Raw genomic sequence first — 19,012 nt, 5'->3', positions numbered from 1 at the left:
AATTAGATGCTAGGGTTATGGCAAATATTCTATTATAAACCATCATTAATCAGGCGACGTTCTTTTGCTTCTCCTATGTTTGTATAATATAATCTAAGTGAAGAAGGGCGAGAGCAGATTTTGCTTTAAATAGCCTATATGGTATATTCAAGAAAAGAAACTGCCTCCTCTTCTTTAACCTTTTAGAATCTGAACAGAATGTAAGGAATTTGCTCATTATGATGAGTCTTATAGCCAGTATATCCAGTCAGGAGAAAAGATGAAGAAAGGTTATCACTTACCTAAACCAGATAAGATGAAGGTATTATTAAAGCAGACAGTAGGAATTGATGTAGCACAAAATGAATTAGTTGTATCGCTTGGTCGAATGGATGAACAAATCAGCATAGAAGTTTATGCATACAAAGTATTTCCCAATACTCGAAAGGGTTTTTCAAGCCTTGTGTCATGGGTAAATAAGCAGACATCAATTACAACAGAAGTACGGTACGTAATGGAAGCAACAGGCGTTTATCATGAATCCTTAGCCTATTACCTATGCAGTATTAAAAAACAAGTCAGTATCGTTCTGCCAAACAAGATTAGTAATTATGCGAGAACACTTGACATAAAAACCATAACTGACAAGAGCGCTTCACAAGCCATTTCGAGATTCGGTTTGGAAAGGCAATTGGAAGTTTGGCAACCTCCTTTAAAAATATTCAATGATTTGAGACAGCTTTGTCGGGAACGAGAGCAGTTGGTACATGAGCGTACAATGTTAAAAAATCAACTGCATGCAGAACGTACTTCTGAAACATCAAGTGAAAGCTCAGTGAAACGAACAAAAAAAAGAATAGCTCTTATTGATTCGCAGGAAAAAGAGATAAGAGAAGAAATTGCTATACTTATCAAAGGAGACGAAGTTCTACTAGAAAAGATGAATATGGTATCTTCTATTCCTGGAATTGGAAACTTAACCGCTGTAACCATTATAGCCGAAACTAACGGATTCGAGTTAATAAAGAATAAAAGACAATTGGTCAGTTATGCAGGATTAGATGTAAGAGAAAAAACATCTGGAACCTCAGTGAAATCCAAACCCCGAATATCCAAGCGGGGTAATCGGAATTTAAGGAAAGTAATGCACTTTCCGGCACTGGCTGCAATCAGGACTGATGAAAGATTCAGAGATATTTTCTTAAGAATAGTTTCAAGGCATGGGATTAAAATGAAGGCTATAGTTGCCATCCAAAGGAAATTATTGGAATTGACATACATATTATGGAAAAGTAATGCCTATTATGATTCAGAATATGAACGCAAAATAATCTCATCAGAAGTTATAACATTACCATAATTAAGGAAATAGCCCCAACACAGTTCCTTACAATTTTAAAGTGTATTAGCTTACTAGCTATTATGTCAGGATTTTACATGCATAATTTTAATAGATCTTCACTACAAAGTGACACGGATTTATTACCCAAATTAAGCTTATTTCATAGATTTAGAACCCATCTATGAGGCAGAGTAAGTTAATATTGGTAAATTGCGATATTTAACTTTTACATTTAAAACATGAAGGATAAGATCAATCTAAATATTTTCAAAGACTTTGTTCAATCAAGTAATTTTGGAGGTTTCCTCCTTTTTTTATGCGTAGTGATTTCAATGATAGTGGCAAATACATCAATGGCCGTTCCGCTACAAAATTTATTGGACACAAAGCTGGGGTATGAAAATGAAGCCATACACCTCAATTATTCCGTAAGTATGTGGATCAACGACGGATTGATGGCAATCTTTTTTCTGTTGGTAGGTCTGGAAATTAAGAGAGAAATTGTTGAAGGAGAACTCTCTTCTCCTAAAAAAGCAATCTTGCCTATCCTTGCTGCTATCGGTGGAGCAGTTGTCCCCGCATTGATTTATTTATATTTTAATTCAGGAACCCCGACAGCTTCCGGCTGGGGTATTCCCATGGCTACCGATATTGCTTTTGCATTGGCCGTAATTTCGCTGTTAGACAAAAGAGTACCAACCAGTTTAAAAATATTTTTAGCGGCTTTGGCGATAGTGGATGACCTCATAGCTATTTTAGTAATTGCCATTTTCTATTCATCCGGAATTGAGTTAGGCTATCTAGGCTATGCCGGAATTGGAATACTAGTACTGATTTTGATGAACCGATTCAATATTAAGAATCCCTATCTATATCTAATACCAGGAGTGTTTATATGGTATTTTGTGCATCATTCTGGCATTCATGCCACTATAGCAGGTGTACTGGTAGCGATGACCTTGCCAACCAATGATACAGAAGTTGAATCTCCGTTAGAGAAACTAGAACATGCACTTGTAAAACCTGTTAACTTTCTAATTATTCCCATTTTTGCATTCGCCAATACAAATATTACAATTCATCAGGAAATGATAGAAGGACTGACTTCCCCTTTAGGTTTAGGTATTTCACTGGGATTGATTTTTGGTAAGCCCATTGGCATTGTTGTAACCTCTTTGATATGCTCTAAATTAGGGATAGGTCAACTTCCTGCAAACAGTAACTTTATTCACATTATTGGCTTAGGATTATTAGCTGGAATAGGTTTTACAATGTCCATATTTATATCTATGCTTTCATTTGACAATCAGGTTTTCATTGAAGAGGCCAAGCTATCTGTTTTAATAACATCACTCATTGCGGGTATAATAGGATATGTGATTTTGAATTTATCAAGTAGAAGAAAGAGTAAGAAGACTGAAATTTAAATTCAGTCTTTTTTACTATAATATTTCTCCTTTAGCCATAAACTTGCCTTTACCAATAATATCAGTACCGGAACTTCTACCAGTGGGCCGATAACACCCACAAATGCCTGTGGCGAATGAATGCCGAAAATCGATATTGCTACGGCTATTGCTAATTCAAAATTGTTTCCTGTGGCTGTAAATGCGATGGATGCGTTTTTGTCGTAAGGAACTTTAAGAGATTTATTGATAAAGAAGCTCACGAAAAACATCAACACAAAATAGATGATTAGCGGTATGGCTACTTTTACTACATCCATTGGTAATTCCAATATTTTATCGCCTTTCAAGCTGAACATTAATACTATCGTAAACAGTAAAGCGTACAAGGTAATTGGCGATATTGCGGGGACGAATTTTCGGTTATACCATTCTATACCTTTTGATTTTATAAGGAAGTAACGGCTTAAAAAACCTGCTAGGAATGGAATACCTAAATATATCAATACGCTTTCGGTAACATCTTTCATGGATACGCTTACATTGAAATTGGCTAATCCTAATTTTGCAGGTAATACGTTGATGAATAACCAAACTAAAAAGCTGTAAGTAAATATCTGGAAGATGCTGTTTAATGCAACTAACATAGCTGTATATTCTCTGTTTGCTTTAGCTAAGTCACTCCAGACGATGACCATGGCAATACATCTTGCCAAACCGATAAGAATTAAGCCTGTCATATAATCGGGTTCGTTACGTAAAAACAAAACCGCTAATCCAAACATCAATAGCGTGCCGATTACCCAATTGAGCAATAAGGATATGCCAATTACTTTTTTATCTCTAAATGCTTTGGGCAATAAGGAATAATCAACCTTTGCCAAGGGGGGTACATCATTAATATCAATCCTATTGCCAATGGAATATTGGTAGTGCCAACAGATAAGCTGTTGGTAACATTAGAAATATTGGGAAAGAAATGACCCAAACCCACGCCAATTGCCATTGCAAGGAATATCCATAAAGTAAGGTATCTGTCTAAGAATTTTAATTTTGGTTGCATTGCTAATTTGTAAGTTCTTTATATTGGTTTGATGTCAATAAGTCTTCTAATTCTGTAATGTCTTTTATTTCAATTTTAATCAACCAACCGTCTTTATAAGGATGGTCGTTTATGAGTGTTGGTGCTTTCAAAAGTAGTTCGTTCGTTTCAGTGATTTTACCCGATACAGGCATAAATAAATCACTGACCGTTTTAACTGCTTCAACAGAGCCGAATACTTCGTCCTGCTGAAAACTATATCCAACGTTTGGTAAATCCGCATATACGATTTCGCCCAATTCACTTTGCGCAAATTCTGTAATGCCTATTGTACCTGTGTTGTCCTGTATGCTTATCCAGGTATGTTCTTTTGAATACTTTCTTTCGGTTGGAAATTCCATTTTTATAAATTTTAGATTAGTAACCTCTTCTTAAATTTTCTGCGTATTCGTTTGGTAAAATGCTTTCTTCAACTGCTTTTGCAGCCCTTTCAATATCATAATCAAAGCGTATAAATTCTACACTGATACTATCTTTGTCCAACACAGAACTGTTTTCATTAATCGTAAACATTACATAACCGCCTCTTACATCGCTGTCCTTCGGTTTACCAACCGAACCGATATTAATGGCGTGTCTGAAATGATTTTGACCGTCAATACCCGAATTTAAAACTCTGTGATAAGGTTTGTGTGTGTGTCCGAAGCACATAATGTCTGCATCGGCTTGCTCCATAATGCGAAGCATACTTTTTTCCTCACGGTCTTCAAAAAGATATTCGTTTATTTTTCTCGGACTTCCGTGTACCAAAAGCAAATTCAATTTATCTTCATTCAGTTGAAATTCTACTTTGATATGGGCTGGAAGTGTACGCAAATACGCTCTTTCTTCATCTTTCATCAAAGAATTTGTGAATGAAATAGAAATATTTCCGTTATCTTTTTCACTGTCTGTTTTGTAGGCACAACCGCATTCGTTGCTCATTCTGCCAATGCCAAAATCGTAATTTCCGGCAATGGTTGGTATTCTCCTTTTACGGATTTCGTTTACCACTTCGTTTGGCCAAATATTATAGCCCACCAAATCGCCCAAACAATAAATACTGTCTGGTTTTCTTTTTTCAACATCTTCAAAAAATGCTTCTAATGCAGGTAAATTGGCGTGAATATCACTGAATAATGCTATTTTCATTTTGTCTAATTTTTATTGTTTAAATATTTTGTTTAAGATAACTTTAGATAAGATTAAATAAATACCCTAATAATGCTCCTCCAATAACCACAAAGGCACTATTTATTTTTTTGAATTTGAAAACTACGATCGCACTTATCATTGCAATTAATATCGTCCGCCAATCAGTAATAGTTTCTTTGCCCATTGTAAGACAAATAGCGGCTATGATTGCAACAGATGCCACATTGACCGCATCGAGAAAAATGGACAGTCCTTTAGATTGGCGCATTTTTTTCATCAAGGGATTTAGCAATGCTACTAAAATAAACGACGGCAGAAAAATAGCAATCGTAGAAATAACTGCTCCGGATAGTCCGTTGATTTGATAGCCAATAAACGTAACTGAAGAAAAAACAGGACCTGGGGTAAACTGTCCAACAGCAATAGCATCCATTAATTGCTGCCGGGTGAGTAAGCCCGTTGCAACTAATTCCGTATCTAAAAAGGCGAAAAGAACATAACCGCTTCCGTAGAGGATAGCACCAATTTTCAGGAATATCCAAAATAATTTGGTATTTGTTTCAGACAGTAAGGGGCTTTGTGCGATTTGTAAGAATGCGAGCGGGATAAAACTTTGGAGCGTATTTTTTGTATCCTGAAGGTAATACAAGGCCATTGCCAGCAATCCCGCTCCAAACATCAAATAGATTTCACTAATGCCGAATAATGACAGTACCAAAACAAGAATACCTACAACCGCCAAGAATGTGGACTTTACTGATTTCTTTGCTAATGGAAAAACAGCTCCTATGATAATAGCGATGATTGCAGGTTTGATACCGTAAATAAAGGGCTGTACTTCGGGCAATTGTCCGTATTGCTGATACAACCATGCAAATATCCCGGTAATGAAAACCGCAGGTAAAATAAAGCATAACCCTGCAAAGATTAATCCTTTCCAACCGCCTTTGTCATAGCCGATGTGTATCGCCATTTCTGTACTGTTGGGGCCAGGAATGAGATTAGTAGCTCCCAACAAATCCAAAAAATGCTGTTCGCTCATCCATTTTCTTTTCACTACTACCTCCTGCTGCATCATAGCAATATGAGCCGCGGGACCTCCAAAACCAATAAAACCGAGCTTTAGAAAGAGTTTGGCAATTTCCTTTATTTGAATATCACGCTCCATTTCTCATTACGATTTTATCAATAGACCAATTACCTCCGCCTTTGATTAACAAAAACATACTTCCCAAAAGCATCGCCCAATCCGTACGGCTGCCGTGCAGCAATTCCCAAATACCCTCGCTAGCCAAAATAGATGTTTTGGTCGTGGCAATGGCAACCAGCATAATGATGATGAGCGGAATACTTGCTAACCTTGTAAGCAACCCCAGCAAAATAAACGCTCCGCAAAGGATTTCAAATATGCCTACAAAACTTCCAAAAAATTCAGGCGATGGCAAGCCAATTTTTTCAAACCGTCCCGCTCCACGAATGGCAGGAAACAGCAATTTTTGAATGCCCTCCGATAAAAAAACACCTCCAACAATCAGTCGGATTATGATTGTTGTCTTTGAATTATCTGTATGAATGATTTTTGAAAACATAAAAATTCAATTTTAACAACATCCGCCACCTGGAGTACAAGCATTAGCATTATTTACAGGCAGTTCTGCCAAATTTTTCTTTACTTTTTCGGAAGGAATACCGCAGGCATCTTGAGCCAAACAAGCTGTTGTTTTATTTTTCAGTACAAATGTATCTCCGTTGAAATCCAAATCATACTTACCAATCGTTTCGCTTTGGTATTCCACTTCAATTTCCGCATCTTCTATGCCCAATTTTTCTTCGGATAGCTTGATGATGTTTAATAGCTTAGCTGGCTTTAATTTGTGCTCGAAATCGTCTGCATTCCATAATTGGAAGTTTACAACTTTTTCCGAACGGATTACGCCACCACAGTCTATAAAGTTTTTAGTAATTTGTCCCACTTCGGTAACGTGGAAATGTTCTGGAACTAAGGTTCCGTTTTCTAATTGAAATCCAACATTTACTAATGTTGGCAGGATTTCTTTAATTTTTGATAGCTTCATATTTCTGATATTAACTCAATAAATGTTATATTGCAATGTTACGATGATTTGGTGTTAAAAAAAAGCTTAACAGCATTCTTTACTATTTACATTCTCGACAAAAAAGCTATTGAGTTCCTTCTTAATCTCATTCCAGACTGTTTCATTAATACAGTAACATACACTAGTTCCTTCTATATTTCCTTTAATGATACCAATATTTTTCAGCTCTTTCAAGTGTTGTGAAATTGTCGCTTGTGCCAATCCCAATTCTTCTACAAGATCATTACAGATGCAGGCATTTTGTTTAATGATATGTTGCAGTATAGCTATACGAGCAGGATGAGCCAGTGCCTTTAAAATACTAGCTAAATGGTTCTGCTGTTCTGTAAAAATTTCGGTTTTTGTGACACCCATCAGTTTTATAAAAATAAATATATCGCAATATTACGATAATAAATTTAAACAGCAATAATTTTTTTTAAAATTATTGCTGTAGTTGTAATATTAAACTTGGGTATTCCGATGCTATTTATTAGTCATTACTTTGTAGGTAGGATCTTCAATAATATTCACATCAATAACTGTTTCTGCATTTTTAAGTAATTGCCTGCAATCTTGGCTTAAATGACGTAAATGTAGTTTTTTACCTTCCTTGTGATACTTCTCCGTAATTTTATTTAAAGCTTCAATAGCAGACATATCAACTACTTTACTTTCCTTAAAATCAATTACAACTTCATTCGGGTCATTTAGTACGTCAAATTTTTCAATAAATGCGGCAGTAGAACCAAAGAAGAGCGGCCCAAAAATTTCGTAATGCTTTACACCATCTTCATCTACATATTTTCTTGCACGTATTCTTTTAGCACTCTCCCAGGCAAATACTAGAGCCGAAATGACTACACCAATCAAAACCGCTAAAGCTAAGTTGTGCAATACTATGGTTATAACTGCTACCAACATGCCAATAAAAATATCGTGTCGAGGCATTTTATTAATAATTCGAAAGCTGACCCACTCAAATGTACCTATAGCTACCATCATCATCACCCCGACTAATGCCGCCATTGGAATTTGCTCGATTACAGGACCAGCAACAAGAATGATCAATAAGATTGCTATGGCTGCAACTATTGAAGAAAGTCTGGCTCTTCCTCCAGCTCCTACATTCACTAAAGTCTGGGCAACCATTGCACATCCACCCATTCCTCCGAAGAAACCGTTGGTGATATTGGCTATACCTTGTGCGGCAGCCTCACGGTTAGATTGTCCTTTTGTGCCGGTTATTTCATCAACCATATTAAGCGTTAACAGACTTTCAATCAATCCAACCCCTGCCATTACCAAGGCATAAGGGAAAATAATTTTCAATGTTTCCAGAGTAAAAGGAATAGCAGGGATGTGAAATGAAGGTAAAGAGCCTCCTACAGAGGCGATATCAATAACTTTTTTAGTATCGATGCCGAAAAAATATACAATACCAAAGACAACTATTATTGCTACTAAAGATGCAGGAACCGCTTTTGTAAATTTTGGCAATATAAATACGATGGCTATAGTTAATAATGTCAATCCAGCCATTAGATAAAGCGCCGGCCCCTGCATCCAACCTTCTATCCCGTTTTCTACAACTTTAAATTGAGCTACCTGTGCCATGAAAATGATTACTGCAAGGCCGTTTAAAAAACCATACATTACTGGTTGTGGGATCAGGCGGACAAATTTACCCAGTTTAAAAATTCCTACTGAAAATTGCAGTACACCTGCTAATATAACCGCAGCAAAAAGATATTCCACACCGTGTGATGCTGCCAATGCGATAAGTACTACTACCGTTGCTCCGGCTCCCCCAGAAACCATTCCGGGTCTGCCTCCCAAAATTGCAGTAACAATACCCATTAAAAAAGCTGCATAAAGCCCTGTCAAAGGCGAAAGCCCTGCCAGAATAGCAAAGGATAAAGACTCAGGTATCATGGTCATAGCCACCGCAAGACCCGCAAGAATTTCGTTTTTGTAATTAATTTTCTGTTTGAAATCAAACAGATTAATAACTTTCTGCATAAAAAAGTATGTTTAAATATTAAAAATGTAAATAAAAAAGAGATGCACCAAAAGAAAAAACCTTTGGGTACGATAAAAAAGCCAATAAATTAAAATTGGGAAATATAACAGTTAGCCTAAGATCAAGGCGGAGTAACTTGGGATGATATTTGTACTGTTCTTTTCATTGAGTGGTGCAAAAGTACAATTTATAGTTATTGTACACAATTTAACACCAAAAAAACTAAAAAAAATTGTTTTACAACACAGAATCTTTTCTTTGGTCGCTGTGTGAAAAGAAAAGAAGTCATTACCAAATACAAAAAATGGGATACTGAATATCCCACGCAAAAAACTCGCAACCTGTTTGGTAAAATGTAAGGAAAGGGAATTGTGGGCCGGTGCATTTTTGCAAAGTGATTGCATCCGCTTTAAACCGCAAAAATGCGTTTCCGACCGTAGGAAGGAATTGCATTTTTGCCCGCCGATTTCGGCTTTTAGGCAACTTTTATCGGGTGGGTGCGGAAATCTTTCAGATTGTGAAAAAATCCTTTGTATTCAGTCATTCCCCTGCGAAACAAGTTCCATAGCAAAGAACAACCCATTTGGGTTAATGAGGAATTGATAAACAAATCCTGGTGTTCCAATGCTTCGGCAAGTGAGCAACTTGGCGTGCTGTCCTCTTGTTCGGATTGCTTCAGCAATTCGCCAAATTCATCGGTAACAAATGGCAGGCTTGCCACCGTTTGGTATTTTTCTGAATTGGGTTGCTTTATCTCTCCGATAGTGGATAATATCACTTGTCCTGTATCTTGGCTGTTCCCAAAATCCAACCAATATTTTGGCTCATCTTGGTAGTGTCTGCGGTAACTTATTTCTTTAAGAATTTCAGCAACGCCAAACCTCGCCTGTACATTGTCCATACAAGTAATGGTAATGATTGCCCTTGCTTTTTCGGGTGGTCTGCCAAAATTGTCCTTTTCAAATTTTACCGTTTCGGCTTTCCAATTCGTACCTGCCCAACGGTTGCAACGATTGATTAAAGCAACGGATTTATATAATCCTGTTTCACTTTCTGCAAATCGTTGTCTGCCCAAATTGGCACTCGTGATAACATCATCGTCCCAAAGGCGGACTTGTAACCCTGCGTGTCCCAACGCAATCAAACTTTCGTTTATTTCCATTAAAGCAGTCAATACTTTTGAGCCTGTACCACCTGCTCCGATAAGGTTTATCGAAATCGGATTGGTAGGATTGAGCAGGTAATTATCTGTAAAATGAACTGCGGTTTTTTCTGTATTCATCACAATAGATTTTTAATGGTTTTATTGTTCTTTTTTAATACTTCTTTCGGAAAGGGTTTATCAGTACCAATAAGGTCTTTCCAAAGATTTACAATATTTGTTTTCGTCAAGTTCTCGCATAAAGAATGGCTGAAATAGGAATTGAAAAAATAATGCTCCCACGCTCGGATAAATTCCTCAACCGAAGCCGAATTTTTAATGTCTATGCTTACCGTACCCATACATACATTGCCCTTTTCGTAGATATTGAAGAAAGGTGCATAATGCAATGGCGTTTTCTCGGTGGGTCTTCTGTCATATGCCAAAGCAAATACGGTAAGACTGCTTTTGCTCGCTAACCATAGCATTGGCGGTACTTGTGACATTCCGTTGGGTATGCCCAAACTATCCACAAAATACAGTTTCCGTTGTTGTGTTTTGGTGTACCAAAGTACCGTACCTTTTTCAGCACTTGGGTTGATATGCAGAATATTTGTAGGCAATATTCCCTTTGGTTTTAAAAAGGCTGTGTTCTTTTCTTCATCAGTCTGTAAAGACTTTACCAATACGTTTGCTTCCTTTACCGTCAATGGGTGGGCATTGATTGGCGTTCCGTTGCTGTCCATATCGAAATGCTCCACGTACATATCGGTTTCAGTTCCTTTGGTTTCATAGAAAACCAAAGCGGATTTCGGATAGTACAATGTTCCAAAATGGTCTGTTATATCTGTTGTTGTGTTCATTTTTCTGTTGTTTTGTATTCGTATAATAATCCACTCAAATCATTCAATAAATCAAACAAACGGTTCTCAAAATCGAGGTTGGATATTGGTATATCGCTTCCATCAAACCGTTTGGAAATAGTTGGTTCTTCCATTGCTCCATACTCGTTAAATTCATTGTTGATGGTATCTGAAAGGCTTTCGTACAACCAACCTTTGGTATCTGCAATAAATGAAATGTACTTTTCCATTCCGATTACTTCATTTTCGTCATCATCATTATAAGGGTCCTTTTCGGGCAAGGAGGCATTTCTGAAAATGGTTTCATTCGGATATTCCGTAAAAAGGGCGAACGCATTACAAGCTATTTGCCAACATTCCTTGTCGAACATATCAACACTTTTAAATCGGTTCAAACGCTGTTCAAATACCTTTAGATTAGTTCGATTAAATAGCTTTTGTTCTATTCTATCGCCAATGTATTCGGCATTTCTCAATTCACTTTTATAGCTTTCAGTTTCTTCCGTTTCCTCGTCCTGTTCCACCCAATCGTTCATCATTTCGTAGAGCCAATACAAATAGCTTTCTTCCTGTCTGTAATATGGAATTTGGGCAATGTGGTACAGATAACTATACACCGATAGTAGAAGCTGTGCAGTCATTTTATGCTTCGGGTCTTTGAGCATTTTAAAGAGTGGTGCAATAGGAATATAATACAAAGTTGTTCCTGTGCGGTATCGTTCCTCGCTCAAAAAATAGGTTTTACCGCTATCCTGTATCAATTTGAAACCATCCCAATTGATATTGGTACGCTTCACTTTGGTTTCCATATCCCACATAGCCAATGCCATCTTGTAGGGAAATTCAAAATCTTTGGTTTGCATTGGTTCAATGCTGTAATGATTGGAAAGCTTGGAAAGGGACTTGTAAAAATCCCTCTCCGTTTTCTGACAAGCCTCTACGGATTGTGCTGTTTTCAGTTTGGGCAGAAACGTACACTTTAGAATACCATTGGGAGCATTGCTATCGGTACGGATTTCTGCTTGTCTTTCTGCACTTGGTTTGCGTCCTTTGGTCTTTGCATCCAACTGGCGAACTCGCCCAACTGTCGGCGCAATTGCCGTTGTCGTTTTTGTTCGGGTATGCTGATAGTTCCCGATATGATGTTGCGTTGCATAATTCATCGCTTTAATATTTGGTTAACCTTTCGTACCCATTACGCTTTCAAATTTGTACTCGACTGCATCATCTTTAATTTGCGGTGCAGATGCTTTTGCAGTTGTCAGAATGGGGTACATATTGGCATAAAAATTCATCACGGCTTCCACGCTCCAACGTGGTTCTGGGTCGGTCAGTCTGATGTCCTGTCCTTTATCTTTGAGTATAAAAACTCTTTCTAATTGCGTTGCTAATAACATAATGTTCTGTTTTAATGATTACTATTCTTTTCATCTTCGTCTGTTTCATCAATAGGATAATCGGCAGTAATTTCTTGTTCTATTGGTGGTTCGGGTTTTGCTTCGTCCATTGCTCCGAAAAGGCTCGGTGTTGCGAATTTGTCGGATAATGCTGTTTTGCGTTTGCGTATCTCGTCTGCTTTTTCGGGAAACTCCGTTAAATCGGGTACTTTTATCCACGCTTCACGGAACTTACCCTCTTTTTCCAACTCGTCCGCCTTTGCCATTGCATCTTTAAACTTCTTGTCTTTGGCTTCTTTTTCTTTTTTCTCTTTTTCGGTTTTTGCTTTCTCGATTGCCGATTGTGCTTTGGCTTCATCAAGTTGCTTTTGAAATTTCTCCATATCCACCATTAAGCCCGATACCTTTTGTATAGGTGTGGTTATCTGCTCAAAAAATCCCTCATCAAACTCTTGGGGCGTGGCGTTAAATGTCAATGGGGGAATTAGATTTTTTGCACTATCTCCACACGCTTCGTTGTTGAGCAATACCGTTACAATTAGGTTGCTTTCTATTCCTTTTGAAATGTTCAGTTGCAATACTCCTGTAAAGTCCAACTGCTGTATCTGATTGAAAAAATTTGTATTCATCGTTCTTAAATTTTAATTGTTATTACTTTTTTCTTTTTTAAGTTTCTTGTGCATATCTGCCCAATATTCCTGTCTTTCCTTGTCTGTTTCTGTTGGTGGGTCGTGCAGATATTCTTTATACCAACCTGTTTGTTGAATAGCTTTTATGAGGTCGGTAACTTCAATCCAATTCCCTTTTTTATCTATGATTTTCATCGTACTTGGCTTTAAGTGTTATTTACTGATTTCCGCTATTTGGTCAATCCTACCATAGATGATACTTCGAAGACTTTTTTTGTCGGGAGCGTTGTATTCTGCCCAACTGCCGTACTGCTTTACGATATAGGATTTTAAAACATCCTCAAATCCAAAGCGATAACCCATAAGCGGTACAGCTCTTTTGAAATAGGCGTTTCGGTTTACTGCTTCTGCAAGCCAATTTTTTTCGGCTCGGTTCAATTTTTCGCCTTTGTTCAGTTTTTCCCTTAATAAGTAAACCTTTGCATTTTGCAGGGTTGCCAATTCGGGTACATCGTGGCGTACAAACTTTGTGGCTATTATTGTTACTATTTCCATTGCGGTAGATTTTAAGGTTGCTGATTTTTGATTTTTCGTTCCAACAAGGTTTCCAATATCTCGTAATCACTTTCGTAAATTTCTCCTTCGAAATGGTAGGTGTCCGTTTCTTCATCAAACCCGTATTGTTCAAAATCTTCGTCTTCCAAATAAATATCTGTGAGTAGCTTGTCATAAAATGTTGCCCTACCATATATAAGATTGCCCATTTCTTCATAATCCTGTGTAAAGTTCACTTCGTAATGTTCCGCTATCTTTTGAATTACTTCTATATTGGGCGACCATTTTGTTTCATACTGAAATTGCCCTTCATCGCCTTCATTCCAATAGATATTGAAGAAATAACCACCATTATTTTTAGAAATAAATTCGGGTAGTTGCCCTTCTTCGGTTTTTTCTTCCTTTTCCTTCATTGATTGAAAAAGTTCCTGTATTGCTGTGATTGTTACGGGTTTCCCCTCGAATACAACTGTATTACTGCACCAATTTGCCATAACTTTTGTTTTTAGTAGGCTACCACCGATTAAAGCGGTAGCCTGTTGTTATTTAATTAAGGTTTAGGATTTCTGCACCGTCTAAAGCAAAACCATTACACAATTCAAATGCTTTCTGTGATTTGAGTTGAGCAGTGCCACCCAATACAATGCTCTGCAACTTGGCTTCATCATTCTTGTAATTTCTTACGTTCTGATAGTAACCTGTAACCGCATTATAAGCTCCGAACAATGTTCCTTTTGTCGTATCCATTTGTTGGGTGTCGCTTATCATTGCGTATGCAAAAGCATCTTCAACGGTGTTTTTGAACACGGTGGAAATTTCATCTTCTGCACCTTTTTTGATAAGGTCAAGCGTTTCCTTATTCGGGCAAAGTGCCAATTGGATTAGCTTTTTAACTTCACGGTCTGATACCTTTACTTTTGCCCATTCATTAAAAATGCCCTCTAATTGGTTGCTCAATGTGTTGGCAAGTCCCATAATCTTGTGAGCGTTCTCGATACGTCCTTTTGCTCCCGAAGTGTGTTTGATACGGACAACATTAGTCATACTGCGTAATGAAGCGTTTAAGGTATTTTGACAAACAATTCTGATAGGCGTGAATGCGGCTGTGATACTTCCGCTACCATCGTGCGAAGTGGTAAGGAAAATGTACTTTTCCGTAACATCATCGCCATTACCCACACGAATATAGTCAGGCAGTTTGGCTGTGATAAAAATGCGTTCACCGTTGCCTAATGCTCCTGCGGTTTCATACAGAATGCCCTCGCCACCGCCTACAATAGCATCAAAGAAATTAAAGGCTTCACGGTTTTGTACGATGTGGTAATCCTTACCGACTACGCCCAATACGGCATTGTTATCGGTGCGAATGTTGGCGAAATAATTAGGCACTTCTAATTCGCTACTGCCTATCTCTATACCATTGGTGGTTTCGATAATGCCGGAACCTTTGGTAAATAGTGGGGATTTTACGACTTCGTAATCTAATCCTGCATGTTTGATAGCTTCCTCACTTGTTGGATATTGCTCTACGATTTGCCCTAAACCGTGCCACGCTTTTTGCTGAACGCTGAAAAATGAATAACGTCCTGTTCTCTCGTTGAAATTGATATTATGTGCCATAATGTTTAAAATTTTGATATAAAAAATGGATTGAATGTTCTTGATTAAAATGGGAGGTCGTCTTCTGCCTTGTTATTGTTTGTGCTTGTGGTAGCTTGTGCCGTTTCCGATTTTTTGCCACCGCCGTGCAATTTGATTTGTGAGGTATGGAAATTCAATCCTGCTCTTGGCTCTCCATCATTACCTGTCCACGCTCTTGTACTTACTCGTCCCGATAGTTCTACCAAAGTGCCTTTTGTAAGTAGCTTGGCTACATTCGGGCTTATCCAATAGGAGCAGTCGAAATAGGTGGTTTGCTCTATGCGTTCGCCCTGCTTGTTACGGTAGCTGTCGTTGGTCGCTACTGAAAAGTTTACTACTTGTTTGTCCTGTGACGTTGTGCGTACTTCCGCATCCCTTGTCAGTCTTCCTGTGATGTTCATATTCTTTAATTTTTAGTTATTGATTTTGATTTTTTTTAGATTTATTCGGCAATGAGAGGAGGTGCTGTTTCGTTTCATTACCATTTCCAATGTTTTTAATTTTCGTATCTGACATTTTTTTTTATTCGTTTAAAGAGCCGGAGTATGCTATGTTTCGTTTCACGAGCATAAAAGGTTCGTGTTTAGCATCACCAAGGTTTTGGAAAAAAATACTACCCAACGGGTGGAGATTATTTTCCAAACTTGCTTGACCTTTGTGACGCGTTAAGAACACGGAAATACCTTTGCTCTTGAAATGGGACAAAAAAGCATACGGGTCTTTGGATAAAATGAATGTGGAAGCCAAGAAGATGGCATTGAGAAATGGTTTACAGTGAATTGAAATAACACTTCCAATTCGCTGAATTTTTAAAACACTTTTTTAAAGCGGTGGGGCTATCAAAGACACATTAACAGAGGATTAGAAAAATGTATTTGTGTGGGAGGAGTAGATGGCAACATTTTTTAATCTTCTGTTCCAGAAGTAGCCGAAAAGCTCTTTTACAGAAAGGGAATAGCAGAGCGAAGTAAATGTGCTTTGACTATAAAATATGGGCATAAAAAAAGCAGAACCGTTAAGTTCTGCTAGTAATTATCAAATTGTGATTAACTATATAACCTGTAAAAACGCTTCTTCAATCTCCTTAAATTTAGGAGCTACCAAATCCATATCCTTACTAATCTTTTGGCTGGTAATTTTAGCATAAATCTGTGTGGTTAAAATGTTTTTATGTCCCATCATTTTGCTAAGGCTTTCAAGAGGTACGCCTTCGGTCAAAAACATCGTTCCAAATGTGTGTCTTGCGGTGTGAAAAGTTACTTTTTGTTCTGTTATAATTTCAGCTTTTTCAATTAATTTGCCAATGTGAGTATTGCAGGTTACATTAGTTGGAACTGGAAAGATAAACTCATTACGAGTGCTACCGAGGTATTTTTCTATGATACGTTTTGGAATTTCCATTAATCGAACATTAGAAGCAATATCTGATTTTTTTCTTCTGCTGATGATCCATTGATGGCCATCGAAGAAAGACTGAATATTGTTCCTTGTTAGTTTTTTAATATCCGCATAAGCAAGTCCGGTAAAACAACTGAAAATAAAAAGATCTTTTACAAGCTCATACCGTGGGTGGGGCGGTGCACACATCATCAGTTTTTCTACATCTTCTTTAAGAATATAACCCCTGTCGGTTTCTTCCATATTAATTTCATAATCTTGAAACGGATTATCACGTATCAAACCTTTTTTTATAGCCAATTCTACCAGACTTAGTACGGGCATCGTGTAAACCCAAACCGTATTATGTGTAGATTGTAAATCGTACCGAAGATAAAAATCGAATTCCCTAATAAAATCTCCAGTCAATTCCCGAAAAGCCATATCATCACGATGATAGCGTTCTTTAATAAAAGCGGTAAGATGATTATAAACCGTGATGTACTTGTTGTAGGTGCTTTGTGAACGTTCTTCCTTGTCAACCAATTTTTTAAAATCCTCATTTTTATCATTGAAGACTTTTAGAATTGCATCATCCATTACACCAACACCCAAGAATGAAAGCTTTACTTTTTGGGAAGTAGCAAACCCCTCGTGTTTCAGCATATCTTCATAAATTTTGTCAATACGCCCACGTATGTTATCCAACTTTTTATTAATATTTAAAGCTGTTGCGCTTTTGCCCTCAACTCTTCCATATTTTAGATCCCAATTGCTAGGGTCAATTTCTAACTTTGTCCCGAAAGTTTTAGGTGTTCCGTCAATGGTAATACGTGCCATAATCGGAGCATTACCATTTTTTTTCAGTTCGTTCTTTTTCAAGTAGAAAAGCAGTTTGAACGTTGATTTTTTTGTCTGCGTCATAACTCAAATGTTTAATGTTTAAAATTAATTTACATTGAGTTACAAGGAAATATAAAAATAAGTGCAAAACACTGAAATATAACCGTTTAAACTAATAAGGAACCTCTATTAATCGGTAACGAATTAGTAACTTAACTTTGTCATTTCAAGCCCAAAACCTATCAGACACCGAGTTCCAAATAAAGACTACTTCTTTATAAAACATTGTATAGCAACGGATTTAATCGTTTTGCTTAACTTTGCTTTTTACTAATCTTTTTTAAATTAAAATAGTAAATAGTACCCTTAGTTAGATAGGAGCTTCCAATTAAATCCTTGCTTCTTGTTCTACTAGCAGCCCAGATCATACTGTCAGCATATTGTAATTTCTTGTCAGGCGAAAAGCTTGTAGCATCTTTGTAAGCCTGTGCTAATTCGGTATAGTTTTTCTCTTCCTTTGCTTTTTTTATGTATTGGTTTATAAAGGTAAATGCTCGCACGTCATTTTCTTCATAATTATCGTACTGAATCCTGTAATCAGAAAAATCCTGACCACATAATATTTTACAGGTAAAAGTTAATAAAAATAAAATTTTTTTCAAATTATCTACGATGTTTAGAATTCTAATATAAGAAATTAGATATGTAATTGAAATGTTTTAATAAATGCATTAGAATTCATTTACCAGTTTCATCCCAACTTTTTACTGAGTTCAAGGTTAATTAATAGTTTCTTATAATTTGAGTATAAATTTAAACAAGTGTTTGCTTAATTGCAAGAATATCGACTGTAAAAATGTATTTTTTACAATAAAAAAGATAATATCCGCTATCTGACTATTTGCGTCATCTAATATTGACATTTTCTCGTCCTGCATTTAATGCTAAATCGTTAAATCTTCTAATTTTTTCCTTTCAATTTTTGAGATTATTGCCCACGAGAGTTCTCGTTGTTCATGTTCTCTTTTTGAGAGAAATATAATTTACAAGTGAAAATTAAGTGCAGGCTAAAATAATGTTTAAAAGCGTTGTAAATTGTTGATTTTTAGTATTTTGTAAAATGATAAGGGGGGTACGATTTATAAATTGTACCCGGTACAATTTATAAATTGGGTCCATGCTCGCTTTCTCGATGATGCGTGCTTCTCTAAATTCGTTGGCAGAATTCTAAAAAAAAACCGGCCGGGATTATTCACTATTTAATCCTAGATCATGAAACAACTTTTAACAATTATTTTGACAGGAGCTACCTTATTAGCATTAAATTCTTGTCGGGAAAATGAAACATTAACAGAAAACAATGAAGCTGCATTTGAACAAAATTCTTTACTGAAGAAGGGTGACAGTTTGACGGCGCGCGAATTTAAGGAAAAAGACCCGCCAAAAGATCGCGACAATTGGAGAATGAGTCCACAACAATAGTC

22 protein-coding genes and 1 pseudogene are annotated in these 19,012 nt (G+C 36.9%); 3 read left to right on the top strand and 20 right to left on the bottom strand.

What is annotated here, in order from left to right:
- The first annotated feature begins 295 nt into the window (after positions 1–295).
- Together EL165_RS07080 and nhaA are read left to right on the top strand one after the other, a co-directional pair.
- The gene (locus tag EL165_RS07080) at positions 296–1,339 is read left to right on the top strand and encodes an IS110 family RNA-guided transposase (RefSeq protein ID WP_041461711.1); all 1,044 of its coding nucleotides are present in this window, start codon (positions 296–298) and stop codon (positions 1,337–1,339) included.
- 221 nt (positions 1,340–1,560) lie between these two features.
- Complete coding sequence (gene nhaA, locus EL165_RS07075; protein ID WP_002978293.1) at positions 1,561–2,748, top strand: Na+/H+ antiporter NhaA; 1,188 nt, start codon at positions 1,561–1,563, stop codon at positions 2,746–2,748.
- A gap of 2 nt (positions 2,749–2,750) precedes the next feature.
- Here the strand turns inward: nhaA and arsB are convergent.
- From arsB to EL165_RS06975, 20 genes and pseudogenes are all read right to left on the bottom strand, one after another.
- Positions 2,751–3,790: pseudogene (gene arsB / locus EL165_RS07070) on the bottom strand (ACR3 family arsenite efflux transporter).
- Between the two features lie 2 nt (positions 3,791–3,792).
- Positions 3,793–4,170 carry a glycine cleavage system protein GcvH gene (gcvH, locus tag EL165_RS07065; RefSeq protein ID WP_002978297.1) on the bottom strand — a complete coding sequence of 126 codons (378 nt, stop codon included), beginning with the start codon at positions 4,168–4,170 and terminating at the stop codon, positions 3,793–3,795.
- Positions 4,171–4,186: 16 nt separating this feature from the next.
- Positions 4,187–4,960, bottom strand: coding sequence for a metallophosphoesterase family protein (locus EL165_RS07060; protein WP_002978299.1), 774 nt, complete (start codon positions 4,958–4,960; stop codon positions 4,187–4,189).
- A 43-nt stretch (positions 4,961–5,003) separates the two neighbouring features.
- On the bottom strand, positions 5,004–6,131 hold the full coding sequence (chrA, locus tag EL165_RS07055; RefSeq protein ID WP_002978301.1) for a chromate efflux transporter: 1,128 nt from the start codon (positions 6,129–6,131) through the stop codon (positions 5,004–5,006).
- Positions 6,121–6,552, bottom strand: a complete 432-nt coding sequence (locus EL165_RS07050) for a DoxX family protein (RefSeq protein ID WP_002978304.1) — start codon at positions 6,550–6,552, stop codon at positions 6,121–6,123. Before EL165_RS07050 ends, chrA begins: the two co-directional genes overlap by 11 nt.
- A 12-nt stretch (positions 6,553–6,564) precedes the next feature.
- Positions 6,565–7,038 carry a DUF6428 family protein gene (locus tag EL165_RS07045; protein WP_002978305.1) on the bottom strand — a complete coding sequence of 158 codons (474 nt, stop codon included), beginning with the start codon at positions 7,036–7,038 and terminating at the stop codon, positions 6,565–6,567.
- A 66-nt stretch (positions 7,039–7,104) separates the two neighbouring features.
- Entirely contained in the window at positions 7,105–7,434 is a 330-nt protein-coding gene (locus EL165_RS07040) for an ArsR/SmtB family transcription factor (RefSeq protein ID WP_002978307.1), read from the bottom strand.
- A gap of 111 nt (positions 7,435–7,545) precedes the next feature.
- Positions 7,546–9,081 (bottom strand): SulP family inorganic anion transporter, encoded by a 1,536-nt coding sequence (locus EL165_RS07035; RefSeq protein ID WP_002978310.1) that lies wholly within the window; start codon positions 9,079–9,081, stop codon positions 7,546–7,548.
- A 476-nt stretch (positions 9,082–9,557) separates the two neighbouring features.
- Complete coding sequence (locus EL165_RS07030; protein ID WP_002978311.1) at positions 9,558–10,364, bottom strand: PRTRC system ThiF family protein; 807 nt, start codon at positions 10,362–10,364, stop codon at positions 9,558–9,560.
- Positions 10,364–11,086, bottom strand: coding sequence for a PRTRC system protein B (locus EL165_RS07025; protein WP_002978313.1), 723 nt, complete (start codon positions 11,084–11,086; stop codon positions 10,364–10,366). Before EL165_RS07025 ends, EL165_RS07030 begins: the two co-directional genes overlap by 1 nt.
- Positions 11,083–12,249 (bottom strand): hypothetical protein, encoded by a 1,167-nt coding sequence (locus tag EL165_RS07020; RefSeq protein WP_002978315.1) that lies wholly within the window; start codon positions 12,247–12,249, stop codon positions 11,083–11,085. Before EL165_RS07020 ends, EL165_RS07025 begins: the two co-directional genes overlap by 4 nt.
- A 15-nt stretch (positions 12,250–12,264) precedes the next feature.
- Complete coding sequence (locus tag EL165_RS07015; protein WP_002978317.1) at positions 12,265–12,483, bottom strand: PRTRC system protein C; 219 nt, start codon at positions 12,481–12,483, stop codon at positions 12,265–12,267.
- Positions 12,484–12,494: 11 nt separating this feature from the next.
- On the bottom strand, positions 12,495–13,112 hold the full coding sequence (locus EL165_RS07010) for a PRTRC system protein E (RefSeq protein ID WP_002978319.1): 618 nt from the start codon (positions 13,110–13,112) through the stop codon (positions 12,495–12,497).
- Positions 13,113–13,124: 12 nt separating this feature from the next.
- Positions 13,125–13,307 carry a hypothetical protein gene (locus tag EL165_RS07005; protein WP_002978321.1) on the bottom strand — a complete coding sequence of 61 codons (183 nt, stop codon included), beginning with the start codon at positions 13,305–13,307 and terminating at the stop codon, positions 13,125–13,127.
- An 18-nt stretch (positions 13,308–13,325) separates the two neighbouring features.
- A complete protein-coding gene (locus EL165_RS07000; protein ID WP_002978322.1) occupies positions 13,326–13,667 on the bottom strand; it encodes a hypothetical protein in 342 nt (113 codons plus the stop codon).
- Between the two features lie 11 nt (positions 13,668–13,678).
- Entirely contained in the window at positions 13,679–14,161 is a 483-nt protein-coding gene (locus EL165_RS06995; protein WP_002978324.1) for a DUF1281 family ferredoxin-like fold protein, read from the bottom strand.
- A 52-nt stretch (positions 14,162–14,213) separates the two neighbouring features.
- On the bottom strand, positions 14,214–15,287 hold the full coding sequence (locus tag EL165_RS06990; RefSeq protein WP_002978326.1) for a DUF932 domain-containing protein: 1,074 nt from the start codon (positions 15,285–15,287) through the stop codon (positions 14,214–14,216).
- A 44-nt stretch (positions 15,288–15,331) separates the two neighbouring features.
- Complete coding sequence (locus EL165_RS06985) at positions 15,332–15,709, bottom strand: single-stranded DNA-binding protein (RefSeq protein WP_002978328.1); 378 nt, start codon at positions 15,707–15,709, stop codon at positions 15,332–15,334.
- Between the two features lie 649 nt (positions 15,710–16,358).
- Positions 16,359–17,609, bottom strand: coding sequence for a site-specific integrase (locus EL165_RS06980; RefSeq protein WP_002978330.1), 1,251 nt, complete (start codon positions 17,607–17,609; stop codon positions 16,359–16,361).
- A 233-nt stretch (positions 17,610–17,842) separates the two neighbouring features.
- Positions 17,843–18,190: a hypothetical protein gene (locus EL165_RS06975; protein WP_002978332.1), complete on the bottom strand. Its 348-nt coding sequence runs from the start codon at positions 18,188–18,190 to the stop codon at positions 17,843–17,845.
- Between the two features lie 610 nt (positions 18,191–18,800).
- Here EL165_RS06975 and EL165_RS06970 point away from each other — a divergent pair.
- Complete coding sequence (locus tag EL165_RS06970) at positions 18,801–19,010, top strand: hypothetical protein (protein ID WP_002978336.1); 210 nt, start codon at positions 18,801–18,803, stop codon at positions 19,008–19,010.
- Positions 19,011–19,012 lie beyond the last annotated feature (2 nt).

This window comes from Chryseobacterium gleum, from assembly GCF_900636535.1.
In the GTDB taxonomy this organism is placed as follows: Bacteria; Bacteroidota; Bacteroidia; order Flavobacteriales; family Weeksellaceae; genus Chryseobacterium; species Chryseobacterium gleum.
The sequence above is the reverse complement of the archived record's forward strand: the minus strand, read 5'-3'. Positions and strand labels throughout refer to the sequence as shown.

Bases quoted from the DNA above. Each gene is read 5' to 3' on its own strand.
- EL165_RS07080 (WP_041461711.1), top strand. From the start codon at position 296: ATGAAGGTATTATTAAAGCAGACAGTAGGAATTGATGTAGCACAAAAT.
- nhaA (WP_002978293.1), top strand. From the start codon at position 1,561: ATGAAGGATAAGATCAATCTAAATATTTTCAAAGACTTTGTTCAATCA.
- gcvH (WP_002978297.1), bottom strand. From the start codon at position 4,170: ATGGAATTTCCAACCGAAAGAAAGTATTCAAAAGAACATACCTGGATA.
- EL165_RS07060 (WP_002978299.1), bottom strand. From the start codon at position 4,960: ATGAAAATAGCATTATTCAGTGATATTCACGCCAATTTACCTGCATTA.
- chrA (WP_002978301.1), bottom strand. From the start codon at position 6,131: ATGGAGCGTGATATTCAAATAAAGGAAATTGCCAAACTCTTTCTAAAG.
- EL165_RS07050 (WP_002978304.1), bottom strand. From the start codon at position 6,552: ATGTTTTCAAAAATCATTCATACAGATAATTCAAAGACAACAATCATA.
- EL165_RS07045 (WP_002978305.1), bottom strand. From the start codon at position 7,038: ATGAAGCTATCAAAAATTAAAGAAATCCTGCCAACATTAGTAAATGTT.
- EL165_RS07040 (WP_002978307.1), bottom strand. From the start codon at position 7,434: ATGGGTGTCACAAAAACCGAAATTTTTACAGAACAGCAGAACCATTTA.
- EL165_RS07035 (WP_002978310.1), bottom strand. From the start codon at position 9,081: ATGCAGAAAGTTATTAATCTGTTTGATTTCAAACAGAAAATTAATTAC.
- EL165_RS07030 (WP_002978311.1), bottom strand. From the start codon at position 10,364: ATGAATACAGAAAAAACCGCAGTTCATTTTACAGATAATTACCTGCTC.
- EL165_RS07025 (WP_002978313.1), bottom strand. From the start codon at position 11,086: ATGAACACAACAACAGATATAACAGACCATTTTGGAACATTGTACTAT.
- EL165_RS07020 (WP_002978315.1), bottom strand. From the start codon at position 12,249: ATGAATTATGCAACGCAACATCATATCGGGAACTATCAGCATACCCGA.
- EL165_RS07015 (WP_002978317.1), bottom strand. From the start codon at position 12,483: ATGTTATTAGCAACGCAATTAGAAAGAGTTTTTATACTCAAAGATAAA.
- EL165_RS07010 (WP_002978319.1), bottom strand. From the start codon at position 13,112: ATGAATACAAATTTTTTCAATCAGATACAGCAGTTGGACTTTACAGGA.
- EL165_RS07005 (WP_002978321.1), bottom strand. From the start codon at position 13,307: ATGAAAATCATAGATAAAAAAGGGAATTGGATTGAAGTTACCGACCTC.
- EL165_RS07000 (WP_002978322.1), bottom strand. From the start codon at position 13,667: ATGGAAATAGTAACAATAATAGCCACAAAGTTTGTACGCCACGATGTA.
- EL165_RS06995 (WP_002978324.1), bottom strand. From the start codon at position 14,161: ATGGCAAATTGGTGCAGTAATACAGTTGTATTCGAGGGGAAACCCGTA.
- EL165_RS06990 (WP_002978326.1), bottom strand. From the start codon at position 15,287: ATGGCACATAATATCAATTTCAACGAGAGAACAGGACGTTATTCATTT.
- EL165_RS06985 (WP_002978328.1), bottom strand. From the start codon at position 15,709: ATGAACATCACAGGAAGACTGACAAGGGATGCGGAAGTACGCACAACG.
- EL165_RS06980 (WP_002978330.1), bottom strand. From the start codon at position 17,609: ATGACGCAGACAAAAAAATCAACGTTCAAACTGCTTTTCTACTTGAAA.
- EL165_RS06970 (WP_002978336.1), top strand. From the start codon at position 18,801: ATGAAACAACTTTTAACAATTATTTTGACAGGAGCTACCTTATTAGCA.